We start from the raw sequence: 21442 nt of genomic DNA on the forward strand, positions 1-21442 counted from the left end.
TCGGTGAGAGGTCGTGTTGCGCTGGCACCTCGGGTTGGGGCACATCGCGATCCCCAAGTTCGAGCCGGACGAGCAGGACATGGCCGCGTTCGCGACTCTCGACGACGGCGAACGCCTCGGTCCCCATCCCGACGCGCCGGTCTGATGTATAATGCCCTATACGGCACGGCGCTGGTGCCCGGCACGCGCCGAGCGCGGTGAGCCGGCAACAGTCCGGTTTCCAGAAAGCGCCGGGGAGCGCTACGCAGTGGCCTGCAGGGCCTTGCTGAGTTCCACGGTAGTGAGCTCGACCTGCCACGGGCGGGCGGCTCCCGCGCGCAGTGCCTCCGCGACACCGTCGGGCGAGCGGTCCTCCGGCGGCCGCCAGCAGGTGCGCCGCAACAGGTCCGGCAGCAGCAGGTTCTCCACGGGCAACCGGTGGTGCTGGGCGATTCTCGTCAGCGCCGCGCGGGCTGCCGCCAGCCGGGCTGCCGCGACCGGATCCTTGTCGGCCCAGCGGTTCGGCGGGGGAGGGCCGTCGTTGGGCACCGTCAGGCTGGGCAGCTCGGCGGTGGGCAATGTCCTGGCCGCCTGCAGGTGCCGCAGCCAGTTGTTCGTGTACCGCCGCTGCACGCGCCCGCCGAACACGGGCAGCGCCTGCAGGTCCGCGCTCGTGCGTGGATCGGCGAGGACGGCGTTGATGATCGCACTGTCCGGCAGTACCCGGCTCGGGGCCCGGTCCCGCTTGCGGGCGAGCTCGTCCCGCGCCTCCCACATAGCGCGGACAGCCGCGAGCCCGCGCGGGGTACGGATCTTGTGGATGCCGGACGTGCGCCGCCACGGCTCGGACCGCGGTGGTGCGGGTGCGGCCGTTCGGACCGCCTCGAACTCCTGCTGTGCCCAGTCCAGCTTGCCCTGTGCGGACAGCTCGGCTTCGAGTTTCTCCCGTAGTGGCACGAGCAGCTCGACGTCGAGCGCGGCGTAGTTCAGCCAGTCCGTCGGCAGCGGGCGCTTGGACCAGTCGGCCGCGCTGTGGCCCTTCTCCAGCTGGTAGCCCAGCAGCGCCTCGACGAGGGTGCCCAGTGCCACACGCTCGTATCCGGCGAGCCTGCCGGCCAGTTCGGTGTCGAACAGTGCGGGCGGGTGCAGGTCGAGCTCTGCGAGGCACGGCAGGTCCTGCGAGGCCGCATGCAGCACCCATTCAGCACTGCTGAGCACCTCGGCCAGCGGCTGGAGGTGCTCGTGTAGCGGGATCGGGTCGATGAGGACGGTGCCTGCGCCCTCTCGCCGGACCTGCACCAGATAGGCCTTCGGCCAGTACCGGTACCCGGATGCCCGTTCGGTGTCCACGGCGATCGAGCCGCTGCCCGCCGCCAGCCGATCGCACGCTTCGCGCAGCTGGGCGACGTCAGAAACAACCGGCGGGGTGCCCCCCGCCGGTTCGGTCAGCGGTATGGGCGCAGACTCCTCCGGCACCTCGGAGCCGAGATCTGCGATTTCCACAGCATTCAACCCTACGGGACGGGCTCGCCGCGCCTGGCTTGCCCGCCCCGTAGAGACGCCACGTACCTAGCGGATGACGCCGGCACGCATGGCCAGCGCCACCATCTGAGCACGGTCACCGGTGCCGAGCTTGCGGCCGATCCGCGACAGGTGCGACTTCACCGTCAGCGCGGAGAGGCTCAGCTCTTCACCGATCTCCTTGTTCGACTGACCGTCTGCCACCAGCTGCAGCACCTCGACCTCGCGCGCTGAGAGCTCACGCGGGGTGTTGTCGGTGCCGGCGACCCTGGTGCCGGTGGCAAGCACCGGCGCCACGCTCGGGTCGGCATAGACGCCGCCCTCGAGGACACGCCGCACGCCGTCGGTGACCACCACCGGCGAGGCGGACTTCAGCAGATAGGCCTGGGCGCCCGCCTGGAACGCCGACCGCACCGCGTACGGGTCGTCCGACGAGGCGAGCACCACCACTCGCGGCCATCCGCTGCTACGGAGTTCCGTGACCAGCTCAATGCCGCTGCCGTCGGGCAGTCCGAGGTCGAGGATCGCGAGATCGCACGGCCCGGTGGCCGCTGCCCTCGCCCTCGCCTCGGCCACCGTCGCGGCCTCGTGCACCGTGCCGGCGCCCATCTGCGCCAGTCGTGCGGCAATCGCCTCCCTCAACAGTGGGTGGTCATCGACCACCAGCACGGAAAACAACTCTTCCCGCGGATGCGGAACCATGCTTGCCGGCAAGGCGCCGGCTGGCGTGGATCGAACGGCCTGCGAAAAGCCGACGGCAGCCACGTCACTACCTCCCTGGAGTCGGTCGTGCCCCCCGACCGGCACCGGGACTTTCGGCCAATCAGCCGCGCCAGCTTTAGACCGAAAGTGGTGTCGTCGGATGCACTCTAGCCGCCCGAGTGGGTCAGTGGGGGCATCGAACGGGTATCTATCCCGATCGGGTAGTTACCGCCTGGGGTCGGTGTAGCACTTTCGGGTTAATGCACGGCGAGTGGCTAACAGAACGCGCAGTGTTGACGATTTAACTAGTTTGCCGAGGTCGAGCGGCTCGTGCAGATGCCGCGTGCAGTCAGAACCGGCGGACGTGCGTATCACAGGAAGTATCGCCCGCGCGGTCACAGGCTTCCGGCGTGGGATGTCGTGGCAGCGATCAGGACGTCTGGCGCTGCTCGAACAGCGTTACTCCAACTGGGGGAAGGCCTGCGTAGTGTGACATCAGCTGGCAGAACGCTTCGCCGTGCGGCGCGAGGTCCGCGCTCTTCGGCGTCCACGACGCCCGTAGTTCCAGGTCGTCGGTGCGGGTGGGGCCGGCGATGTCGCCGAAGCGGGCCGACGAGGTCTCGGTGACCGTGCCCCCGAGCGCTGTCAAGGACGCCCCGGCGGTCTCGAGCGCGTCGGTCAGCCATGACCAGCCGACGGCAGGCAGGAACGGGTCTGTCGCCAGCTCCCGGTCGAGGCCGGCCCGGACGTAGACGACCAGGCGGAACACGCCGTTCCACGCCTCCTGGCCCTCCGGATCGTGCAACAGCACCAGACGGCCCGAGGCGAGTACGTCGCCCGGCCCTGTGGTCTCACAGCTCAGTGCGTAGGCCCATGGCGCAAGCCGCTGCGGTGCGCGGATCGGCTCGAGAGCCACCTCCGGCCGGGGACGCACCGATTGCAGGGCTTCGACGGCGTTACGGAACTCCTCCGGCGCCTGCGTCATGGCGGTCACCGCCCGACTGTAAGCCGCGCGGTGCCCATGGAGGCAAGGACGCGCCGAGAAAAGCCGGTCGAAGCGGGCGTGGCACGATTGGCGGTGATGACAACGCCTTCGATGTCCCCGCCGTTCGACCGCGCGGCCACCTCGCCGGCCCGCCGGAATCTCGCTGACGCGCCACTGCTCGTGGCCGCGCGCGGCGGGACACCCACACGGCTGCCGGTGTGGTTCATGCGCCAGGCAGGACGCTCCCTGCCCGAGTACCGCGCGCTGCGCGAGGGCGTTCCGATGCTCACGGCGTGCTTCGACCCGGAGCTGCTCGCCGAGATCACCCTGCAGCCGGTCCGCAGGCACGGGGTGGACGCGGCGATTCTGTTCAGCGACATCGTCGTGCCCCTCTATGCCGCGGGTGTCGGCATCGACATCGTGCCGGGTGTCGGCCCGGTCGTGGCCGATCCGGTGCGGTCCCGCGAGGCCGTCGACGCACTGCCCGCGTTGGATCCCGCTCAGGTCACGGCCGTCACCGACGGGATCCGCCTGCTGCTCGATGCGCTCGGCAGCACACCACTCATCGGCTTCGCAGGCGCGCCGTTCACTCTCGCCTCCTACCTGATCGAAGGCGGGCCGAGTCGTCACCACGAGCACACCAAGGCGCTCATGCACGCCGAGCCGCAGCTGTGGCATGCGCTCGCGGGCAAGCTCGCCGACCTCACCCTGACCTTCCTGCGGGCGCAGCTCGACGCCGGGGTCGACGCGGTCCAGCTCTTCGACTCGTGGGCGGGTGCGCTCTCGCCGCGGGACTACCGCGAGTTCGTGCTGCCACATTCGGCCAAGGTGCTTGCCGCCGTGGCGGAGTACGGAGTGCCGCGTATCCACTTCGGCGTCGGAACCGGCGAGCTGCTCCCCGCCATGCGGGACGCGGGCGCCGACGTGGTGGGCGTCGACTGGCGGGTGCCGCTCGACGAGGCGGTCCGCAGGCTGAGCCTGCCGGATGCGCCGCTGCCGGTGGTCCAGGGCAACCTCGACCCCGCGCTGCTCATGTCGTCCTGGCCGGTGATCGAGGCCGAGGTACGCCGCATCGCCACCGAGGGACGGGCCGCGGGTGGGCACATCTTCAACCTGGGGCACGGCGTGCTGCCGGATACCGACCCCGCGGTCCTGACCCGGGTCGTGGAGCTGGTGCACAGCCTGTGACAGCCGGTCAGCGAGGAGCACCGAGCAGCGTCGCCGTGGTCGGCGGCGGGATCTCCGGACTGACCGCCGCGTACCGCCTGCGCCGGCTGCTCGGCGACCAGGTCACGATCACCGTCTTCGAGGCGAGCTCCGTCCTCGGTGGCAAGCTGCGCACCGCCGGGCTGGCGGGCAGGCCGTTCGACGTCGGTGCCGAGGCGTTCCTCGCGCGCAGGCCGGAAGGTGTCGCGCTGGCTGATGAGCTGGGCATGGCTGCCGAGCTGGCCCACCCGGCACGGTTCTCGGCGACCGTGCGGGCCGGCGGCCGCACCGTAGGGCTACCCGCACGCACAGTGCTGGGCGTGCCTGCTTCGGCTGCTGCGGTGGCGGATGTGCTCTCGGCCGAGGGCGCGCGGGCCGTGGCGGCCGAGGCCGGTCTGCCCGGGCTCGTTCTGCCGAGGGACGACGTCTCGCTCGGGCGCCTGCTGCGGGCGCGCTTCGGTGACGAGCTCGTCGACCGCCTCGTCGATCCGCTGCTCGGCGGCGTTTATGCCGGTGGCGCCGACGGGCTGGGGCTGCGGGCGACCGTGCCCGCAATCGCGGCCGCGATCGACGCCGGTGCCGCTTCGCTGACCGCGGCGGCCGCGGCGCAACTGCCCGCGAAACCCAGCACGGCGCCGGTCTTCGCCACACTCGTCGGCGGGCTCTCGACCCTGGTCGAGCGCCTGTCGAAGGAGGCCGCGGCCGAGGTGCGGCTCGGGATGCCGGTGCGGGAGCTGAGCAGGCGAGCCTGGGGTGGCTGGCGGCTCACGGCCGGCGCGGCGGCCCCGGCGCATGCGCCCGCTGATGCGGTACTCGACGTGGATGCCGTCGTGCTGGCCGTGCCCGCACCGGCTGCCAGCAGGCTGCTCGCCACCGTGACGCCCGTGGCCGCGACCGCGTTCGCCGAGGTGGAGCTGGCGTCCATGGCGGTGGTGGCGCTCGCGCTGCCCCCCGGGACCGAGCTGCCGCAGGCGTCCGGGGTACTCATCGGTGCACAGGAACGGCGCCGCGACGGGAGGCCGTTCACCGCCAAGGCCTTCACCTTCTCGGCCCGCAAGTGGGCGCAGCACAGCGCCGACGGGGCGCCGGTGCTGATCCGGGGCTCGGTCGGCCGGTTCGGTGAGACGCAGGTGCTTCGGGCCGCCGACGAGGAACTGGCACGGCTGGTCCGGGCGGACCTCGCCGAGCTGACCGATGTCGCCGCCGAGCCCGTCGACACACTCGTGCAGCGGTGGGGCGGAGGGTTGCCGCAGTACGGTGCCGGGCACGTCGAGCGCGTCGCCCGCATCGAGCGGGCCGTCGCAGCGTTGCCCGGCATCGAGGTCGCCGGTGCCGCACTCCACGGGGTGGGTATCCCCGCCTGTATCGCCACCGCCGACGCCGCGGCCCGGCGTCTGGTGGGACGATAGAGCCATGGCGCGGTTGAACTACCAAGAACTCAACGACACGATTCGCTACACCGCATGGTCGGTGTTCAAGGTCGAGCCCGGCACGCTCCCGGACGACCGCGGGCCCGCGGCGCAGGAGACCACCGAGTACCTCGGCGCGCTCGAGGACAAGGGCGTGGTGGTGCGCGGCGTCTACGACGTCGCCGGGCTGCGTGCCGATGCCGACTACCTGATCTGGTGGCATGCCGAGGAGATCGAGCAGGTCCAGGCCGCCTACACCGGGTTCCGGCGCACGCCGCTGGGGCGCGCCTCCACGCCGGTGTGGAGCCAGGTCGCGCTGCACCGGCCCGCGGAGTTCAACAAGAGCCACATCCCGGCTTTCCTGGCCGGCGAGGAAGCACGCAAGTACGTGTGTGTGTATCCCTTCGTACGGTCCTACGAGTGGTACCTGCTGCCCGACGACGAGCGCCGCAAGATGCTGGCCGACCACGGTAAGGAGGCGCGGGACTACCCGGACGTTCGGGCGAACACGGTCGCGTCGTTCGCGCTCGGCGACTACGAGTGGATTCTCGCCTTCGAGGCCGACGAGCTGCACCGGATCGTGGACCTGATGCGGCACCTGCGCGGTACCGAGGCCCGCCTGCACGTGCGCGAGGAGACCCCGTTCTACACCGGCACCCGGGTCCAGCCAGGAGAGCTCGTCCTCGCCCTGCCGTAAACGGGGCCTTGCGGCCCACTCGCGCAAGGGCCAGTGGTCCCCCGCATCGGGGAAGATGGGCCACGTCGTTCTGGCCGTCCGCGGAGTTTGCTGGAGAAATCCAGCCAACTCGAGGAAGGGAGATCGGCAATGGCGTCGCTGCAGCCGCGTTACCGCTCCGTGTTCCCGAACATCGCCGACTGGCTCGGCGGCTCCTGGTTGTTCGGCGAGCGCAACCCGGTGCGCATCGAGGAGTCGATGGGCGAGGGCAAGTACCTGGTTCGTGCGGAGCTGCCCGGATTCGACCCGGCGCGGCAGATCCATGTCGCGGCCGAAAGCGGGCTGCTCACCATTTCCGCCGAGCGGGAGTCCGAGACCACGGAGCAGGGTCGCAGCGAGTTCCGCTACGGCTCGTTCAGCCGGTCGGTGTCGCTACCCGCCGGCGCCGACACCGACCACATCACCGCGACGTACGCCAACGGGATTCTCGAAGTCGCCGTCCCTATCGAGCGGCAGGAGCCGCCGAAGACCGTGCAGATCAAGGTGAACAAGAGCTGACGGTACGCCCGGCTTGCCGGCCGGCAAGCCGGGCGTGATCCCTCACCCCTCGGTAGGCACCAGGCGCAGCGCGACGGAGTTGATGCAGTACCGCTGGTCGGTGGGCGTCGGGTAGCCCTCGCCCTCGAAGACGTGCCCCAGGTGACTGTGGCAGGTGGCGCACAGCACCTCGACCCGAACCATGCCGAGCGAGCGGTCCTCGCGCAGGATCACGGCAGTGCTCTCGGCGGGGTCGTAGAACGACGGCCAGCCGCAGTGGCTGTCGAACTTGGTGTCGCTGCGGAAGAGTTCGGCACCGCAGGCCCGGCACTCGTAGACGCCCGTCGTCTTGGTGTCGGTGTACTCGCCGGTGAAGGGACGTTCGGTGGCCGCCTGGCGGAGCACCGCGTACTCCTCGGGGCGCAGGTGAGCACGCCATTCCTCGTCGGTCTTGTGAACGTGCGGGGTCGTTCCGGCGGCTGGGTCCATGCGATCCAGGCTACCTCGCGAGCCAGCCCACCAGATCGCCCAACGTGTCCCATGCACTGACCAGCACGCCCGCCAGGATCAGGCACACGACCAGCGCGGCGAGCCACCAGCGCAACCCACCCGCGCGGTTGCTGCCCTCGGCGAAGTCCGCGACACCGCGCAGGGATCCCTCGATGGTGAACGCCGGGTCGCAGCGTTCCATCCGGTCCAGGTGAGCGGCGAAAGCCTGCACCTCAGGGTCGTCCGGGTCCAGCCCGATGAGCTCGTCCTCGAAGCGCGAGCTGCGGCGGGAGGCATGGTCATCGGACATGGCTCCACGGTAGAGCACCGGGTGCCGGATGCCCATCAGCCGTGGGAGCTGTCGTCCGGCCGCGTGTTGCCATCGATCAGCAGCGTGCCGCCCGCGTTGACCACCCGCATGATGATCGGCTGCATGCCTTCACCGATGTCGAGGTTGAGCTGCATGTCCACGGAGCCATCGGGATTGTTCTGCGCATTGCGTGCCCGGATTCCGCGGTAGGAAGTGACCTGGTTCTCGTGCCAGTACTCCGCGAACTCGCCGGGATCGTGGTCGTAGTACGCCTGTGCCTGCTCGGTCAGCAGGTGCCAGGAGCCCGCGGGATTGTTGTAGAAGTTCTCGATGAGGGTACCGGCCGGCTGCCATTCGACCTGCCCACCGGAATTCCCCGCAGACGACTGTGAGGTCGGGGGGCTGGTCGTGGTGGACGACGACGGAGTCGAGGGCGGCGGCGAGCCCTGCCGGCCCTGGGCGTTGTCGTTGTCGTTGTTGCCGTTGGAGGTGAGCACGATGGCGAGAACCGCTGCGATGACCAGGACTGCGACCCCGACAGCCCCGAACACGAGCGGCTTGCGTCTGCCCCGGCCGCCGCCACTCTCTTCGGGGCTCCGTGGCCGGGGCACGGGGGCGCCCGCCGTGGTCGGGTGGTGCGGCGGCGGGCCGCCCTGCGCCTGGTTGCGCTGCCATGGCGGCACGCTCGGCGTCGCGGGCTGGCGGCCGGTGGCCAGCAGCGGGGGAGACACCCGGGTGGCGGCGAGTGCCTTGCCGTTGCCTTCGCTCGTGGCGAGCGCGGCGAGCCGGTCACGGGCCTCGCTCAGCGTGGGCCGTTCCGCGGGCTCCGAGCGCAGCAGGCTCATCAGCAGCGCGGTCGCCGGTCCCGACCGTACCGGGGGGTTGACCTTGCCGTTCGCCGCCGCGTACAGCAACGCCAGCTGGTTGGTGCTGTCGCCGTAGGGAGGTAGCCCCTCGATCGCCTGGTAGAGGGTCGCGCCGAGGGAGAACACGTCGGAGGCCGGCGTCGGATCGGCGCCCCGGGCGAGTTCCGGTGCGAGGTACGCGGGCGTCCCGCCGATCAGACCGGTCTGCGTGAGGGTGAGGTCACCGGTCGCCCGCGAGATGCCGAAGTCGGTGATCTTGGACGTGCCGTTGTCGTCGATCAGGATGTTGCCCGGTTTGATGTCGCGGTGCACGATGCCGGCGCGGTGCGCTGCGACGAGTGCGGAGGCGACCTGCTCGCCGATTCGCGCCACCTCGGCCACCGGAAGCGTTCCCTGCTCGGCCAGGATCGCCGACAGGCTGCGCGAGGGCAGGTATTCCATCACCAGGCACGGTTCCCCGGCGTGCTCGGCGATGTCGAACACCACGATCGCGTTGGGATGCTGGAAACGTGCGGCGTTCTTCGCCTCGCGCATGGCGCGCTGGCGCACGTTGTCCCGCTCCGCCTCGGAGAGCCCCGGCTGGGTCAGGATCTGCTTGACCGCGACTGAACGTTCCAAGCGCTCGTCAATCGCACGCCAGACGATCCCCATGGCACCGCTGCCGATGTGCTCAACGAGGCGGTAGTGGCCTGCGATCAACTGACCGGTGTCGATGACGCCTACTCCTCGGCTACTTCTCGCGATCGTGAATGGACACAGCGCGATCATCCGGTTCGCGCACCCGATCGAGTGTAGCGGTGCGCTTGTGGTGCTTTGTCTCAACCGCCGGTTGCGCGGACCTACTTCAGCGCGTGTCCGGATTCCGCCTGCTGTGCTTCGGCTGTGCGGATGATGCGTAGCAACCCTAGCGCGCCGAGCGCGGCGAAGACCACATAGCAGGCAACCAAAGCAGGTGGTGTATCGCCGGTCAGTGCGTCGCCGAGCACGACAACGGCAATGGTGCCGGGCAGACTGCCCAGCGCGGTCCCCACCAGGTAGGGGCGTAGCCGCAAAGACGAGACGCCGCAGCAATAACTGAGTGGTGCAAAGGGAATCACCGGGATAAGCCGCAACGACGCCACGGCGAGTACCCCGCCGCCGGTGAGCCTCTCGTTGACCGCACGGACGCGGGCCCGGTGCAGGTGACGCGTCACCATGTCCCGGCCGAGGGCCCTGGCCAGCAGGAAACCGAGACATCCGGCGACGATGGTCGCGGTGAACGCGACCACAATGCCGAGAGCTTCACCGAGCAGCAGGCCCGCGGCGAGATTGAACACGGTGCGCGGGATCGGCAGCACGGTACACAGCACATACGCCAGCAGGAACAACAGAGCCGCCGCCGCACCGGCTCCGTCGGCCCACGCCCGCACCTCGGCCGCGCTCGGCACTGGCACCGTGAATGCCGCCACCACGATCGCCGCGAGCAGGACGAGCCCGCTGATCACCTTGGTTGTGCGCACCACCGCTACGGTAGCGGACCCCGCTGGATCCGTGGCGAGTGTCCACACCGGACACTACTCGACAACTCTCAGAGCGTGGACCCGGCGATGCGGCCCAGGTGGTGGAAGCCGCCGTCGTCGGTGCGGACGCCGAGGTCTCCGGTACGCAACCAGTCTTCGCCGGTGCGCTCGCTTCCGGTGCTCGCCGCGCCGAGATGTGCCTCCGCGACGGTGAACCCACGAAACTGCAACTCACCCTGTGTGCCGTCCGGCACCGGCAGCCCGGACACCGGATCGGCGACCCGCACCTCGATCTGCGGCGACACCGGCAGCCCGCCCGGCTGCCAGCGGTCCGGCGCAGGATGGCCCTGTGGCCACACGGCCACGGGGGCGAGCAGCTCCGCCGAGCCGTACACACCGCTGACGGTGATGCCGAACTCCTTCTCCGCCCAGGTCGCGGCCTCCTGCGCGCGGCCGAGTACGGCGGCGATGCCCAGCCAGCGCCAGGTGCCGAGCTCGCGGCGCCTGGCGTCGAAGGCGTCAGCCAGCCGCAGCACCACGTCGTCGCCCGCGGCCAGCTGGGTCGCGCCGAAGCGTGCCATGTCGTCGAGCAGGGTGTCCTCGTCGTCGCAGCTGGGTTCGAGCAGGCAGGTCGCCCCGCCTGCCAGCGCCGCCAGCGCGATGCCGAGGCCGAACGCGCTGGTCAGCGGCTCCGCGCAGGCCACGAGATCGTCATCGCGGATGCCGATGGCCTCGGCCGCGCTCAGCGCATGCCGCACTATGGCCGACTCGCGGTGGGCGGCCAGATCGGGGCCGAACGCCACGGCGAGCTCGTCGCCTTTCGTCACCGGCATCGGCATACCGGCCGTGGTGGCGCTGGGCAGCCACGCGCCACCGCCGAAGTCCCACGGCGACGGGTCGATCGGCGGGCGGTTGTGCGGCCCCGCCACCACGGCGACCGCGGGTACCGGCGTGCCCCCCTGCGCCAGCGCGTCCCGCAGCCGCCCTGCCGGATCGAGGTCACGGAAGCGGGGCGCGATGGCGACCACACGTGGCCGGGCCCGCTCGATCACCCGCGCCGCGTCGCCTGCCGGCGTGTCCGGGCCGAGGCCGACCACGTGTGCGCCAAGCGATGCGGCGGCGACGTGCCAGTCGAGCAGGTGCGACCAGTTCGGCAGCCAGACGGCGACACCGTCCCCGCGACCGACGCCCGCGGTCGCCAGATCCGCGCGCAGCTGCAACGTGCGCCGCCACAGTTCGGAGCGACTCACGTGTACGGGCTGTCCGGGATCGACGTCGATCGCGATGATGGCGTGCGGGTCGCGCTTGGTCAGACCAGCGAGCAACGACAGAAGTTTCACCGCGCGCCAGCGAAACATCCTCCAACGCTGTCGTCAAGTGCCCGTAACGTGATCACCTACGTGGCGGCCGTCAGGCCGGGCAGAGGGTGCCGTCGCGGGGCACCCTGCCGTCGACGAGGAACGCCTGCACCGCGTCGGCCACGCACGGTGAGCCGAATGCGCCGTGCCCTGCTCCCTGCCAGGCGATCCGGACCGCGCTGGGCAGCTGCTCGGCCGCCCGGATGGTGCCCTGCTCCGGCGTCACCGGGTCGGTCGCGGTGCTCACCACGACCAACGGTGGTGTCGCCGCGGTCCCGATGTCCGGCATCGGCTCCCGCCGGCTCGGCCATGGGCTGCACCACGCCAGCTGCTGGGCAAGGACGGCACCGAACACGGGATACTTCGCGCCGAGGTCCGCGCTGGTCCTGGCGAGCTGGTCGGCTGGCAGCCGGGTGGCCATGTCGTTGCACCGGGTGGCCAGCACCCCGTCGAGCCGGGCGGCGGTCGTCTCGGTTTCGAGCAGGTACGGCTCGACGAACGCGGCGAGCCCGGTGCCGTCACCGCCCCTGGCGGCGACGAGCGCGTCGGCGAGCGCGGGCCAGCGATCGCGTTCGGCCAGCCCGGCCAGCACAGCGCGCAGCGCCACCGCCGGGCCCAGCGTGCCGGTGTCCGCGTGCAGTGGTGTCGTCCTGAGCTCTTTGGCCAGTGCGGTGACAGCACCCCGCGCGTCCCTGCCGAGCGGGCAGCCACGGCTGGCGCAGTCGGCGCCGAAGGCGTCGAGCGTGGCCTCGGCTCCCTCGGCGACCCCGCCGAGTACGGCGGCTGCATCGGCCGTGGGATCGGGCACCCCGTCCAGCACCACGCGGCCGACGTGCTCGGGATAGCGCGCCCCGTAGAGCGCCACGACCCGCGACCCCTCCCCGTGGCCGATCGCGTTGAGCCGGTCGAGGCCCAGTTCCTGGCGCAGCTGGTCGAGGTCGCCCGCCGCGCGCCAGCTGTCCAGCGCGGTCTGTTCGTCCTCGAGGTTGATCGCGCACTGCTGACCTGCCGTGCGGGCCGCGTCGAGCACATCCTCCGTGCCACGCGCCGGGTCGTGTCCGAACAGCGCGTCGCGCACGTCGTCGGGAATGCACTGCACCGGGTCGGAGTCGCCGGTTCCCCTGCGGTCGACGCCGATGAGGGAGAACGTGCGCAGCAGCTCGGGGGGCAGCGTCGAGGCGAGCCGCGCCGCGTACAGGGTGCCGGGCTCGCCCTCGACGTCGTTGACGACCGTGAGCGGGATCGGCCCTGCGCCCACCTTCAGCACCGCAAGGCGGGTGATGCCGTAGCCGGGTGTGTCGGGTGCGTCGAGGGTGCTGGTGATCCGCGCGCATGAGAAGCTCAGCCGGTCACCGGCCCCCCGTCCTAGCCGTTGCCGGGTCTGGCTGGTGCAGTCGGACCAGTCGATGCCACTGGCGCCGGGCGCGGCCAGGTCAGGAAGGGGAACCTGCCGGGACGTGCTGCTCGGCGCGGGTGGCGGTGGTCCGTCGTTCTCGACGACCGGGGGCCGGGTGGAGGGACCGGCAGTGCAGCCGGCGAGGAGCAGCACCGGGACCAGCGCGGCTACGGTCACGGATCGGGCACGACCACGGCGCGGCACTGATTCGGTCCTCACTTCCCCTGGGGCGACAGCCTGCAACGTGGCCTCAACCCTTGCATGGGTGCGGTGAGGGCGCAGTTAGCGGGTGCGTTTCACCGCGCCGCGGAAGACGGCGTCCAGGTCGTAGCGGGCAGGTTCCTCCAGCTGGGCGTATCCGCAGGACGCGGGTTCCCGGTCCGGGCGCCAGCGCGCGAACTGGGCGGTGTGCCGGAACCGGGCCGGGTGGCCGCCCTCGGTGTGCTCGTAGCCGACCTCCACCACCCGCTCGGGACGCAGCGGCACCCAGGGCTGCTCGTTGGGCCGCCACCGGTTCACCCCACCCGGCAGCCGTTGACCTTCGACGACGGCCTCGCCCAGCCATGGGTGCGCGCCCTCGGTGATCAGCGGTGCGAGCTCGGTAGCCAGCTCACGCCGTCGCCGCACCGGGAACGCACCCACGACCCCGACGTGGTGCAGCACGCCGTCACCGTCGTAGAGACCGAGCAGCAGGGAGCCGACCGCTTCCCCCTGCGCGCCGTCGACGTGCCAGCGCAGGCCCGCGACCACGCAGTCGGCGGTCCTGGAGTGCTTGTACTTGAACATCGACCGCTTGCCTGGCACGTACGGCTCGTCCAGCGGCTTGCCGATCACGCCGTCCAGCCCGGCGCCCTCGAACAGCTCGAACCAGTGCCGGGCCGTGCCGGGGTCGGTCGTGGCCGGTGTGTGCTGCAGCCTGTCGCCCGCCAGGTCGGTGAGCGCTGCCCTGCGCACCCGGGTCGGCTCGTCGAGCAGGGGCCGGTCGCCGATCGCCAGCACGTCGAAGGCAACGAACGTCGCCGGTGTCTGCTCGGCCAGCAGTGCGATACGGCTGGCCGCCGGATGTATCCGTTCGGTGAGCGCGTCGAAGTCGAGCCTGCCGCTCAGCCCGACGACCAGCTCACCGTCGAGCGCCACACGCTCGGGCAGCGTTTCGGCCAGCTCGGCGAGCACCTCGGGGAAGTACCGGTTCAGCGGCTTCAGCGACCGGGACTGCAGGGTCAGCTCGTCACCGTCGCGGAAGACGAGGCAGCGGAACCCGTCCCACTTCGGCTCGAACAACAGCTCGCCGGAGTCCGGAATGGTCGCGACCGCCTTGGCGAGCATGGGCTTCACCGGGGGAGTGACGGGCAGAGACATGGCATCACCGTACGCGCTGGCGACGGCCGGAGCCGAGTTCGAGCCGGACCGCGGTCGGCAGGACCGGCACGCCAAGCGACTCGCGGGCGCGCGCGAGCACCTGGGTGTCCAGCTCGTGCCATACGTGCCGGAGATCGCTGCCCTCGCGCAGCCACAGGTGCAGGCGCAGCGCGGGGTGTTCGGTGTCGCCGACGGAGCGGGCCCGCGCGCGGCTGATGCCCTCGATGGCTTCGGCGTCGGCCTCCACGGCGTCGGTGATCGCCGTCGACGTGACGGTCACCCCTCGCCCCGGCTCGCGGTCCAGCTCGATGTCGGGACGTCCTTCCGGCCGCAGTGAGCGGACGAACCACCAGAGCCCGAACGCGAACAGCGCGACACCGGCCGCGATCGCGACGCCGCGGACAAGTGCCTGCTGCTGGCGGCCCAGCCAGTCCAGCGCCACAGGGTCGAGCACGGGCCGCTGGGCGCGGAACTCGCCGAGCGCGCCGGAGGCGACCACGAGCGCGAGCGCCCCCGCGGCCAGCAGCACCAGCCCGGCGGCGAAGGTCAGGACGCGCTCGGTGCGCTGGGACCGGCTCTGCGCCGCGACGGAGACGGGCTTGCTCATCGGCGGTCCTTGGGGGAGTCCACGACGACGGAGATCTTGGGCCGCTGGGTGAGCGGCAGGTCGCCAAGGAAAAGGGCGACCGACTCGGTCAGCCGCGGGCGTAGCTGCTGTTCGGTCTCGAGCCTGCTCAGTGCCCGCACCCTGACCTTGCGGGCGCTGGCGGTCACCGTCGCGCCGGTGACGTTGTCCTGCGCGCGGACGTGCTGGCCCACCAGCCGCGCCAGCGAGCGTGGCGAGGTCGTGACGCTCACCTCGGTCGCCGGGTCGTGCAACCGGACATCGCGGCTGCGGGCCGTGCTCGCCACGATCAGCAGCACCAGCCCGACGACGGCGACCACGAGAGCGGTGACCTGCACCGCCATCGAGGTCCAGGTGAGTTCGCTCAGCGAGGCCCGCCAGGCGGGCCATGGCACGAGCAGGGGCGCGGCCCCGGGACGCGCCCACCGCCACGCGACTTCGAGCACCAGCAGGACACCCGCGGCGGCGACGGCGAGCGCCAGCAGCGCCGAGAAGAAACGGACGAGTCCCCGCACTGTGTCACCCCTCCCGCTCGCTCAGTGCACCCGCGGGCGGGTCGGCGCCACCAGAGCCGACACGGTGACGTCGAGTGCCCGGATGCGGTAGGAGGTGAGGTGCTCCACCTCGGCGGTCACCGTGGTCCGGACCTGCTCGACGACCTCACGCACCGGTGCCGGATAGTGCAGTGCGAGATCCAGCCGGAGATCGACGTCGTTGCCGGAGCCGGCCACCCGCGCGCTCGCGCCGCGGCGCCCGACGCCCAGCCCCGCGACCCTGCGCTCGACCGACGCCGTTCCCACCACCCGTCCGGCGGCGTACTCGGCGACCTTGCGCACGACGAGGTGGGCGATCTGCAGCGTGCCCCGCTCGGCGGGCTCGATCTCCCTGGTGGTGTTCACCGGTCCCGCCCGCGCCCGAACACATCGGACAGGTCGAGGCGGCCGTCCAGCGCCCGGCCCACGACGAGGCCGATGACGCCCACGGCGAGCGTGACCAGAAAAGTGATGAAGCTCTGCGAAGCAGCGAGGCCGAGTACGAGACCGGCGAGCAGGCCGGTCTGGGTTGCGTTCATGGAAAGGACTCCTCGTTGTCTTGGCGTTGTCTGGCAAACCGGACGGGTCACCGCACGCGGGGTGGCCTCCGCCGCCTGCGCCACCACTGCCGCACCCAGCGCGCGGCCCCGGCGGGACCGGTGGCACTGGTCACGAACACCACTGGTGCGTCGAACCGGTCCCGGCGGGCCGGCGCGGCGCCGGTCCCGTCCCGGAAGTGCGCCAGCCCCGCGGCGAAGATCTCCGGGTCGCCGCCGACGTCCGGATGGTGCTCGCGGACGAACGCGCGGAACGCGGCTCGCCGCTGCGCGTCGCCGGCCGGATCCACCGTCATCGCGGCGCCCCGGGCTTGGCGTCCACAGCGTCCACAGTGTCCACAGTCGATGCTGGAACCACGTCGGTGACCGTGACGTTCACCGGCACATTCCCGGCGATAGCCCGCACCCGCTCGCGCAGCTCCCCGGTGACCTCCGGCAGCCGCCGTCCGAGCCGCAGCACCACCCCGATGTCGATCGGCTCGTCTGGCTCCGTCACACGCACGCCGACGATCTTGCGGCGCGGCAGGTACGTCGCCAGCGTGCCCAGCGCGCCGCCGTCCAACCGCACCACCGACGGGTGCGTGCTGACCTCCGTGGCGATCGCGTCGGCGAGCTGTTCGGTCGTCATCGGTGACACCGGCCGTCACTCCACCCGCGATACCGGTTCCTCTTCGCCGTCCTCCTCGGGCACATGGATGTCGTTGACGGCGATGTTCACCTCGATCACCTCGAGCCCGGTGATCTGCTCGACCGTCGAGATCACGTTGCGCCGCACGGCCTTCGCGACGTCGACGATCCGTGCGCCGTACTCCACGACGAGGTCGAGGTCGACCGCCGCCTGCTTCTCACCGACCTCAACGGAGACACCGGAGGTGGTCACCGTTCCGGAGCCGGGAATGCGCTCGCGGATCGCGCCGAAGGCCCTGGAGACCCCGCCGCCGAGCGCGAACACACCGGACACCTCGCGTGCGGCGATACCGGCGACCTTCTGTACGACCGACGACGCGATGGTGGTCTTGCCCGCCGACCCTTCCACGTTGGGTGCCGCCGCGGAGCCGGTTCGAGAGGTGGGCGACTTCTCGGCCTGGGTCGTGCTTTCCTGCGCCATGAGAGTGCTCCTTTCCCAACGCCGTAAGGGGAAAACGAATTGCTGACATCCCTTACGATGTCGTTTCGGCGCGCAACCTTTCGGGAAGTCCCTCGAAAGCGTGAGCGGTGAAGATCGGCGTTATCGGCCCCGGCCTCCACTGTCATCACAAGCCTGCCGCCGTCGTGAGCCACCTGCAACAGGTCAGCCGGCCTCGCGGCGGTAGCGCATCATCAGGAACCCGTCTTCGTGCAGCATCGACGCCAGTCGCATCCGCTGCGGCACCATGTTCGTTGGTCCGGTCGCGATCCGGTCCGCGCCGGCACCCGCCAGCAGCGGCGCGACGGTGAGGCAGAGCTGATCGACCAGGTCCTCCGCGATGAGCGTGCCGAACAGGTGCGGGCCCCCCTCGCAGTTGATCCGGCGCAGCCCCCGGGTGTGCAGCACGCCGAGCGCGGCGGGGAGGTCGACGGAGCGCTCGCCCACCACGATGACGTCGGCACCCGCCGCCGTGAGCGCGTCCCTGCGGGTGGCGGGGGCGTCCTCGGTGGTGAGCACGATCGGGGGCACCGCGGTGTCGGTGACGATCAGGTCGTCGGGCGTGATCGTGCAGCGCCCGGACACCACCGCGATCGGGGGCACGTCGCTCAGCCCCAGCCTGCGCCTGCGCTCGACGCGCAGTTCGTGCCGTTTGACACCGCGGTACTTCTCCGTTCGCACGGTCGTGGCGCCCACCAGCACGACATCGGCGAGGTCGCGGCCCAGCGCGAAGATCCGCTTGTCCGCGGGGTGGGACAGGCCCTCGGAGCGGCCGTCGACGCTGACGGCACCGTCGGCGGAGCAGACGAAGTTGACCTGTACCCACGGCCGCTCGAGATCGTCGGGATAGGCGTAGATCCGCTCGAGGTCGGCGTCCGTCAACGGGTCGCGCGAGGCGGTGTCGGGTGGTAGAGGCCACAGGCAGTGCACAGTGTTCATCCCAACACGACGAGGACGGTCCTGGCCATCAGGACGCGGGTTAACCTGAGCGCCATGTCTGCCGAGCAGCTGACCGCACGCCAGCCGGAGATCAGTCCGGACGAGCTGATCACCACGCTGGTGCCGCCGCCACGGTTCGACGGCGTCCGCTTCTCCACCTACGTGCCCAACCCCGACGAGCCCAGCCAGGCCGAGGCCGTCGTGGCGTGCTCGGCGTTCGCCGAGCGCATCCGCGCCGATGAGGGCCGCAGCCGCTCCGGCTGGCGCGGGCTGTTCGGCAGGAAGGCCACCGCTCCGGGACGGCCGGGGCTGTACCTCGACGGCGGTTTCGGGGTCGGCAAGACGCACCTGCTGGCCTCGATCTGGCACGAGGTGCCCGGTCCGAAGTCCTACGGGACGTTCGTCGAGCTGACCCACGTCGTCGGCGCACTCGGCTTCGCCGAGGCCGTGCGCAGGCTGTCGGCTCACCGGCTGCTCACCATCGACGAGTTCGAGCTCGACGACCCTGGCGACACGATGCTGGTGAACCGGTTGCTGCGGGAGCTGACCGAGGCAGGCGTGTTCGTCGCGGCCACCTCCAACACCCTGCCGGACAAGCTCGGTGAGGGCCGCTTCGCCGCCGACGACTTCCTGCGGGAGATCCAGGCGCTCTCGGCGAAGTTCGGTGTGGTGCGCGTCGACGGTCCCGACTACCGGCACCGCGGGCTGCCCGAGCCACCCCGGCCGCTGAGCGAGGAGGAGCTGCTGGCCTCGGCGTCGGCCTTGCCCGGCGCGACACTCGACGACTTCGACGCGCTGTGCGAGCACCTCGCCCGGCTGCACCCCTCGCGCTACGGACGGCTCGTCGACGGCGTGCCAGCCGTGCACCTGCGCGGTGTGCGGCCCGCCGCCGACCAGGCGATCGCCCTGCGCCTGGTGGCCTTCGCCGACCGGCTGTACGACCGTGCGATCCCGGTGCTGGTATCGGGTGCCTCGCTCGGTGAGCTCTTCACCGAGGAGATGCTCGCAGGCGGTTACCGCAAGAAGTACCTACGCGCCGTCAGCAGGCTCACCGCGCTGGCCAGGGACGCGGTCGCCGAACCCGTCCCGCGGTAGCAGGCGCCCCACCACGGCGGCGACCGCGGCGGTCAGCGCGATCGCGTACGCGGCACCGCCCGCGATGTCGGTGCCGTAGTGGTAGTTCAACCCGATCATGCCCGCGCCGGCGAGCAGAGTCAGCACGGCACTCACCCCGGCGACCGTCAGTCGGACGGCGCCGGGTCTGCTGAGCAGGGTCAGCACCGTGAGCACCGAGACGAGGCCGACCGTGTGCCCGCTCGGATAGGCCAGATGGTCGTCGTAGTACCGGCGGAACAGTGGTTTGAGGACCCAGGTGTTCACGGTGACCGCGAGCGCGGGCGCCGCTGCCGCGAGCGCGGCGGCGTCCCAGCGGCGCCGGACGAGCGCGACGAGCACGATCACGGCGATCGCCGACACCACCACCGCCGGCTCACTCGGCAGTACCTGCACGGTCAGCAGGCCCCGGTCACCGCCGGAAAGTGCCTCGACCGCGTTGGCGGCCGCACGGTCCAGAGCGGTGGGCGTGCGCTCACCGGCGAACAGCAACCCCGGCACGATGGCCAGCAGTAGGCACAGGGCGGCGAGCGGCAGTGCGTTACGCGGCGACACGCGTCCATGCTCCCTGCCGCGGAAAATCGGTCGCGAAGGTATGCGTCCTGCAGCATCATCCGGCGGGTGGGTTTCCTCGAGGCGAGCGGTGTGGCGTACCGGCTGGATAGTGGCCGCGACCTGTTCCGTGACGTGTCGTTCCGGGTGAACGCCGGTGAGGTCACCGCACTGGTCGGGGACAATGGCGCTGGCAAGACGACGCTGCTGCGGATCCTCGCGGGCGAGCTCACTCCCGCGGCTGGGGGCGCGAGCGTGCAGGGCGGGCTGGCCGTGATGCCGCAGTTCATCGGTTCGGTCCGGGACGAGCGCACAGTGCGCGACCTGCTGCTGGCCGCGGCTCCTGCCGCGCTGCGGGCGGCCGCGTGCGAGCTCGACGAGGCCGAGCTCGCACTCATGGACACCGATGACGAGGCGACCCAGCTGCGCTACGCCGGTGCGCTCGCGGCGTGGGGTGAGGCGGGTGGTTACCAGGCCGAGGTGCTGTGGGACACCGTCACCGTCGCCGCACTCGGAACCCCCTTCGACCGCGCGCGGTTCCGGGAGGTGCGCACGCTCTCCGGCGGGGAACAGAAGCGGCTCGTGCTGGAGGCGTTGTTGCGCGGCGCGGAGCAGGTGCTGCTGCTCGACGAGCCGGACAACTACCTCGACATCCCCGGCAAGCGCTGGCTGGAGGAGCGGCTGCGGGACACCGGCAAGGCGGTGCTGCTCGTCAGTCACGACCGCGAGCTGCTGGCACAGGCCGCCACGCACATCGTCACCGTCGAAGGCGGCACGGCGTGGGTGCACGGCGGCGGGTTCAGCGGCTGGCACGCCGCGCGGGAAGCTCGCGTCGAGCGGATGGCGGAGCTGCGCCGTCGTTGGGACGAGAAGCATGAGCAGCTCAAAGAGCTGGTGCGCGCGCTGCAGCGGGCCGCGACGATGAGCGACGTCATGGCGAACAGGTACAAGGCGGCGCAGACCCGGCTGCGCAAGTTCGTCGAGGAGGGCGCACCGCCGCTGCCGCCGAGGAAGCAGGAGGTGAAGCCGCGCCTGCGTGGCGGGCGGACCGGGGTGCGGGCGATCACCTGTGAGGCGCTGGAGCTGACCGGGCTCATGGCGCCGTTCGACCTCGAGGTGTTCTTCGGCGACCGGGTGTGCGTGCTGGGACCCAACGGCACCGGCAAGAGCCATTTCCTGAGGTTGCTGGCTGGTGCCGAGGTGCGCTACACCGGCCGGTGGCGGCTCGGCGCCCGCGTGGTGCCGGGGTTGTTCGCGCAGACGCACGAGCACCCGGAGTGGCAGGGCCGCACGCTGCTGGACCTGCTGCACCGCGGGGACGACGGGCGAGCCGGGCTGGACCGTGGCACCGCGACCGCGGCGCTGAGCCGCTACGGGCTGGCCCGGTCGGCCGAGCAGCGCTTCGAGACCCTCTCGGGTGGCCAGCAGGCTCGCTTCCAGGTGCTGCTGCTCGAGCTTTCCGGGGCGACGCTGCTGCTGCTCGACGAGCCGACGGACAACCTCGACCTCGTCTCGGCCGAGGCGCTGCAGCGGGCGCTGGAGGACTACACCGGCACGGTCGTGGCCGTCACCCACGACCGGTGGTTCGCCGACTCGTTCGACCGTTACCTGCTCTTCGCCGATGACGGCACCGTCACGGAGGTGCCCGGCCCTGGCGGCGCCGAGACCGCCCGGACCGCACGCGCCGATCTCGGCCGGTAGGGGT

Annotated in this window: 26 protein-coding genes; 7 read left to right on the top strand and 19 right to left on the bottom strand. The window is 71.2% G+C overall.

Annotated elements, in window-relative coordinates; genetic code table 11:
• The first annotated feature begins 13 nt into the window (after positions 1-13).
• Positions 14-145 (top strand): hypothetical protein, encoded by a 132-nt coding sequence (locus tag ABZ863_RS23275; RefSeq protein WP_358539170.1) that lies wholly within the window; start codon positions 14-16, stop codon positions 143-145.
• Between the two features lie 95 nt (positions 146-240).
• On the opposite strand, the gene ABZ863_RS23280 is transcribed toward ABZ863_RS23275, so the two are convergent.
• The 3 genes from ABZ863_RS23280 to ABZ863_RS23290 form a co-directional block, all read right to left on the bottom strand.
• Positions 241-1482 carry a ribonuclease D gene (locus ABZ863_RS23280; protein WP_358539171.1) on the bottom strand — a complete coding sequence of 414 codons (1242 nt, stop codon included), beginning with the start codon at positions 1480-1482 and terminating at the stop codon, positions 241-243.
• 66 nt (positions 1483-1548) lie between these two features.
• Positions 1549-2265, bottom strand: a complete 717-nt coding sequence (locus ABZ863_RS23285; protein ID WP_091796107.1) for a response regulator transcription factor — start codon at positions 2263-2265, stop codon at positions 1549-1551.
• Positions 2266-2632: 367 nt separating this feature from the next.
• Positions 2633-3187, bottom strand: a complete 555-nt coding sequence (locus tag ABZ863_RS23290; protein WP_358539404.1) for a DUF3000 domain-containing protein — start codon at positions 3185-3187, stop codon at positions 2633-2635.
• Between the two features lie 96 nt (positions 3188-3283).
• Here ABZ863_RS23290 and hemE point away from each other — a divergent pair, with 96 nt between their 5' ends.
• From hemE to ABZ863_RS23310, 4 genes are all read left to right on the top strand, one after another.
• The gene (hemE, locus tag ABZ863_RS23295; RefSeq protein ID WP_358539174.1) at positions 3284-4375 is read left to right on the top strand and encodes a uroporphyrinogen decarboxylase; all 1092 of its coding nucleotides are present in this window, start codon (positions 3284-3286) and stop codon (positions 4373-4375) included.
• Positions 4372-5802 carry a protoporphyrinogen oxidase gene (hemG, locus tag ABZ863_RS23300; protein ID WP_358539177.1) on the top strand — a complete coding sequence of 477 codons (1431 nt, stop codon included), beginning with the start codon at positions 4372-4374 and terminating at the stop codon, positions 5800-5802. Before hemE ends, hemG begins: the two co-directional genes overlap by 4 nt.
• Before the next feature lie 4 nt (positions 5803-5806).
• Positions 5807-6499 (top strand): hydrogen peroxide-dependent heme synthase, encoded by a 693-nt coding sequence (hemQ, locus tag ABZ863_RS23305; protein WP_358539179.1) that lies wholly within the window; start codon positions 5807-5809, stop codon positions 6497-6499.
• Between the two features lie 129 nt (positions 6500-6628).
• Positions 6629-7036, top strand: a complete 408-nt coding sequence (locus tag ABZ863_RS23310) for an Hsp20/alpha crystallin family protein (protein WP_358539182.1) — start codon at positions 6629-6631, stop codon at positions 7034-7036.
• 42 nt (positions 7037-7078) lie between these two features.
• Here ABZ863_RS23310 and msrB read toward each other — a convergent pair whose 3' ends face one another.
• The 15 genes from msrB to ABZ863_RS23385 form a co-directional block, all read right to left on the bottom strand.
• The gene (gene msrB / locus ABZ863_RS23315; protein WP_358539185.1) at positions 7079-7504 is read right to left on the bottom strand and encodes a peptide-methionine (R)-S-oxide reductase MsrB; all 426 of its coding nucleotides are present in this window, start codon (positions 7502-7504) and stop codon (positions 7079-7081) included.
• Between the two features lie 10 nt (positions 7505-7514).
• Positions 7515-7814, bottom strand: a complete 300-nt coding sequence (locus ABZ863_RS23320) for a hypothetical protein (protein WP_358539188.1) — start codon at positions 7812-7814, stop codon at positions 7515-7517.
• Positions 7815-7849: 35 nt separating this feature from the next.
• Positions 7850-9448 (bottom strand): protein kinase, encoded by a 1599-nt coding sequence (locus tag ABZ863_RS23325; protein ID WP_358539191.1) that lies wholly within the window; start codon positions 9446-9448, stop codon positions 7850-7852.
• 71 nt (positions 9449-9519) lie between these two features.
• Positions 9520-10182, bottom strand: a complete 663-nt coding sequence (locus ABZ863_RS23330) for a TVP38/TMEM64 family protein (RefSeq protein WP_358539193.1) — start codon at positions 10180-10182, stop codon at positions 9520-9522.
• A 65-nt stretch (positions 10183-10247) separates the two neighbouring features.
• Complete coding sequence (locus tag ABZ863_RS23335) at positions 10248-11537, bottom strand: AMP-binding protein (RefSeq protein ID WP_358539196.1); 1290 nt, start codon at positions 11535-11537, stop codon at positions 10248-10250.
• Positions 11538-11589: 52 nt separating this feature from the next.
• Complete coding sequence (locus tag ABZ863_RS23340) at positions 11590-13137, bottom strand: alpha/beta hydrolase (protein ID WP_358539199.1); 1548 nt, start codon at positions 13135-13137, stop codon at positions 11590-11592.
• A 78-nt stretch (positions 13138-13215) separates the two neighbouring features.
• On the bottom strand, positions 13216-14292 hold the full coding sequence (locus tag ABZ863_RS23345; protein WP_358539201.1) for an ATP-dependent DNA ligase: 1077 nt from the start codon (positions 14290-14292) through the stop codon (positions 13216-13218).
• A gap of 4 nt (positions 14293-14296) precedes the next feature.
• On the bottom strand, positions 14297-14899 hold the full coding sequence (locus ABZ863_RS23350; RefSeq protein WP_358539203.1) for an alkaline shock response membrane anchor protein AmaP: 603 nt from the start codon (positions 14897-14899) through the stop codon (positions 14297-14299).
• Complete coding sequence (locus tag ABZ863_RS23355) at positions 14896-15432, bottom strand: DUF6286 domain-containing protein (RefSeq protein ID WP_358539206.1); 537 nt, start codon at positions 15430-15432, stop codon at positions 14896-14898. The genes ABZ863_RS23350 and ABZ863_RS23355 overlap by 4 nt, the downstream gene beginning before the upstream one ends.
• A 21-nt stretch (positions 15433-15453) precedes the next feature.
• Entirely contained in the window at positions 15454-15816 is a 363-nt protein-coding gene (locus ABZ863_RS23360; protein WP_358539208.1) for an Asp23/Gls24 family envelope stress response protein, read from the bottom strand.
• The gene (locus tag ABZ863_RS23365; protein ID WP_358539210.1) at positions 15813-15989 is read right to left on the bottom strand and encodes a hypothetical protein; all 177 of its coding nucleotides are present in this window, start codon (positions 15987-15989) and stop codon (positions 15813-15815) included. Before ABZ863_RS23365 ends, ABZ863_RS23360 begins: the two co-directional genes overlap by 4 nt.
• 47 nt (positions 15990-16036) lie before the next feature.
• On the bottom strand, positions 16037-16303 hold the full coding sequence (locus ABZ863_RS23370; RefSeq protein ID WP_358539212.1) for a hypothetical protein: 267 nt from the start codon (positions 16301-16303) through the stop codon (positions 16037-16039).
• Complete coding sequence (locus ABZ863_RS23375) at positions 16300-16635, bottom strand: hypothetical protein (RefSeq protein ID WP_358539214.1); 336 nt, start codon at positions 16633-16635, stop codon at positions 16300-16302. The genes ABZ863_RS23370 and ABZ863_RS23375 overlap by 4 nt, the downstream gene beginning before the upstream one ends.
• Before the next feature lie 15 nt (positions 16636-16650).
• Complete coding sequence (locus ABZ863_RS23380) at positions 16651-17115, bottom strand: Asp23/Gls24 family envelope stress response protein (RefSeq protein ID WP_358539216.1); 465 nt, start codon at positions 17113-17115, stop codon at positions 16651-16653.
• Between the two features lie 183 nt (positions 17116-17298).
• Positions 17299-18072: a pyrimidine reductase family protein gene (locus tag ABZ863_RS23385; protein WP_358539218.1), complete on the bottom strand. Its 774-nt coding sequence runs from the start codon at positions 18070-18072 to the stop codon at positions 17299-17301.
• A gap of 54 nt (positions 18073-18126) precedes the next feature.
• On the opposite strand from ABZ863_RS23385, the gene zapE reads away from it, so the two are divergent.
• The gene (gene zapE / locus ABZ863_RS23390) at positions 18127-19167 is read left to right on the top strand and encodes a cell division protein ZapE (RefSeq protein ID WP_358539221.1); all 1041 of its coding nucleotides are present in this window, start codon (positions 18127-18129) and stop codon (positions 19165-19167) included.
• Here zapE and ABZ863_RS23395 read toward each other — a convergent pair.
• A complete protein-coding gene (locus ABZ863_RS23395) occupies positions 19102-19740 on the bottom strand; it encodes a phosphatase PAP2 family protein (RefSeq protein ID WP_358539223.1) in 639 nt (212 codons plus the stop codon). The two genes, zapE and ABZ863_RS23395, sit on opposite strands and share 66 nt — an antisense overlap.
• A 66-nt stretch (positions 19741-19806) precedes the next feature.
• Here ABZ863_RS23395 and ABZ863_RS23400 point away from each other — a divergent pair, with 66 nt between their 5' ends.
• Positions 19807-21438, top strand: a complete 1632-nt coding sequence (locus ABZ863_RS23400) for an ATP-binding cassette domain-containing protein (protein WP_358539225.1) — start codon at positions 19807-19809, stop codon at positions 21436-21438.
• Positions 21439-21442: the final 4 nt, after the last annotated feature.

The organism is Saccharomonospora sp. NPDC046836 (assembly GCF_040645195.1).
GTDB lineage: Bacteria > Actinomycetota > Actinomycetes > Mycobacteriales > Pseudonocardiaceae > Prauserella_A.

What these genes read in the sequence shown, in the direction of transcription:
- ABZ863_RS23290 (WP_358539404.1), bottom strand. Translation starts at nt 3,187, where the DNA reads ATGACGCAGGCGCCGGAGGAGTTCCGTAACGCCGTCGAAGCCCTGCAA.
- hemE (WP_358539174.1), top strand. Translation starts at nt 3,284, where the DNA reads ATGACAACGCCTTCGATGTCCCCGCCGTTCGACCGCGCGGCCACCTCG.
- hemQ (WP_358539179.1), top strand. Translation starts at nt 5,807, where the DNA reads ATGGCGCGGTTGAACTACCAAGAACTCAACGACACGATTCGCTACACC.
- ABZ863_RS23310 (WP_358539182.1), top strand. Translation starts at nt 6,629, where the DNA reads ATGGCGTCGCTGCAGCCGCGTTACCGCTCCGTGTTCCCGAACATCGCC.
- msrB (WP_358539185.1), bottom strand. Translation starts at nt 7,504, where the DNA reads ATGGACCCAGCCGCCGGAACGACCCCGCACGTTCACAAGACCGACGAG.
- ABZ863_RS23320 (WP_358539188.1), bottom strand. Translation starts at nt 7,814, where the DNA reads ATGTCCGATGACCATGCCTCCCGCCGCAGCTCGCGCTTCGAGGACGAG.
- ABZ863_RS23325 (WP_358539191.1), bottom strand. Translation starts at nt 9,448, where the DNA reads ATGATCGCGCTGTGTCCATTCACGATCGCGAGAAGTAGCCGAGGAGTA.
- ABZ863_RS23335 (WP_358539196.1), bottom strand. Translation starts at nt 11,537, where the DNA reads ATGTTTCGCTGGCGCGCGGTGAAACTTCTGTCGTTGCTCGCTGGTCTG.
- ABZ863_RS23345 (WP_358539201.1), bottom strand. Translation starts at nt 14,292, where the DNA reads ATGTCTCTGCCCGTCACTCCCCCGGTGAAGCCCATGCTCGCCAAGGCG.
- ABZ863_RS23350 (WP_358539203.1), bottom strand. Translation starts at nt 14,899, where the DNA reads ATGAGCAAGCCCGTCTCCGTCGCGGCGCAGAGCCGGTCCCAGCGCACC.
- ABZ863_RS23365 (WP_358539210.1), bottom strand. Translation starts at nt 15,989, where the DNA reads ATGAACGCAACCCAGACCGGCCTGCTCGCCGGTCTCGTACTCGGCCTC.
- ABZ863_RS23370 (WP_358539212.1), bottom strand. Translation starts at nt 16,303, where the DNA reads ATGACGGTGGATCCGGCCGGCGACGCGCAGCGGCGAGCCGCGTTCCGC.
- ABZ863_RS23375 (WP_358539214.1), bottom strand. Translation starts at nt 16,635, where the DNA reads ATGACGACCGAACAGCTCGCCGACGCGATCGCCACGGAGGTCAGCACG.
- ABZ863_RS23380 (WP_358539216.1), bottom strand. Translation starts at nt 17,115, where the DNA reads ATGGCGCAGGAAAGCACGACCCAGGCCGAGAAGTCGCCCACCTCTCGA.
- ABZ863_RS23385 (WP_358539218.1), bottom strand. Translation starts at nt 18,072, where the DNA reads ATGAACACTGTGCACTGCCTGTGGCCTCTACCACCCGACACCGCCTCG.
- zapE (WP_358539221.1), top strand. Translation starts at nt 18,127, where the DNA reads ATGTCTGCCGAGCAGCTGACCGCACGCCAGCCGGAGATCAGTCCGGAC.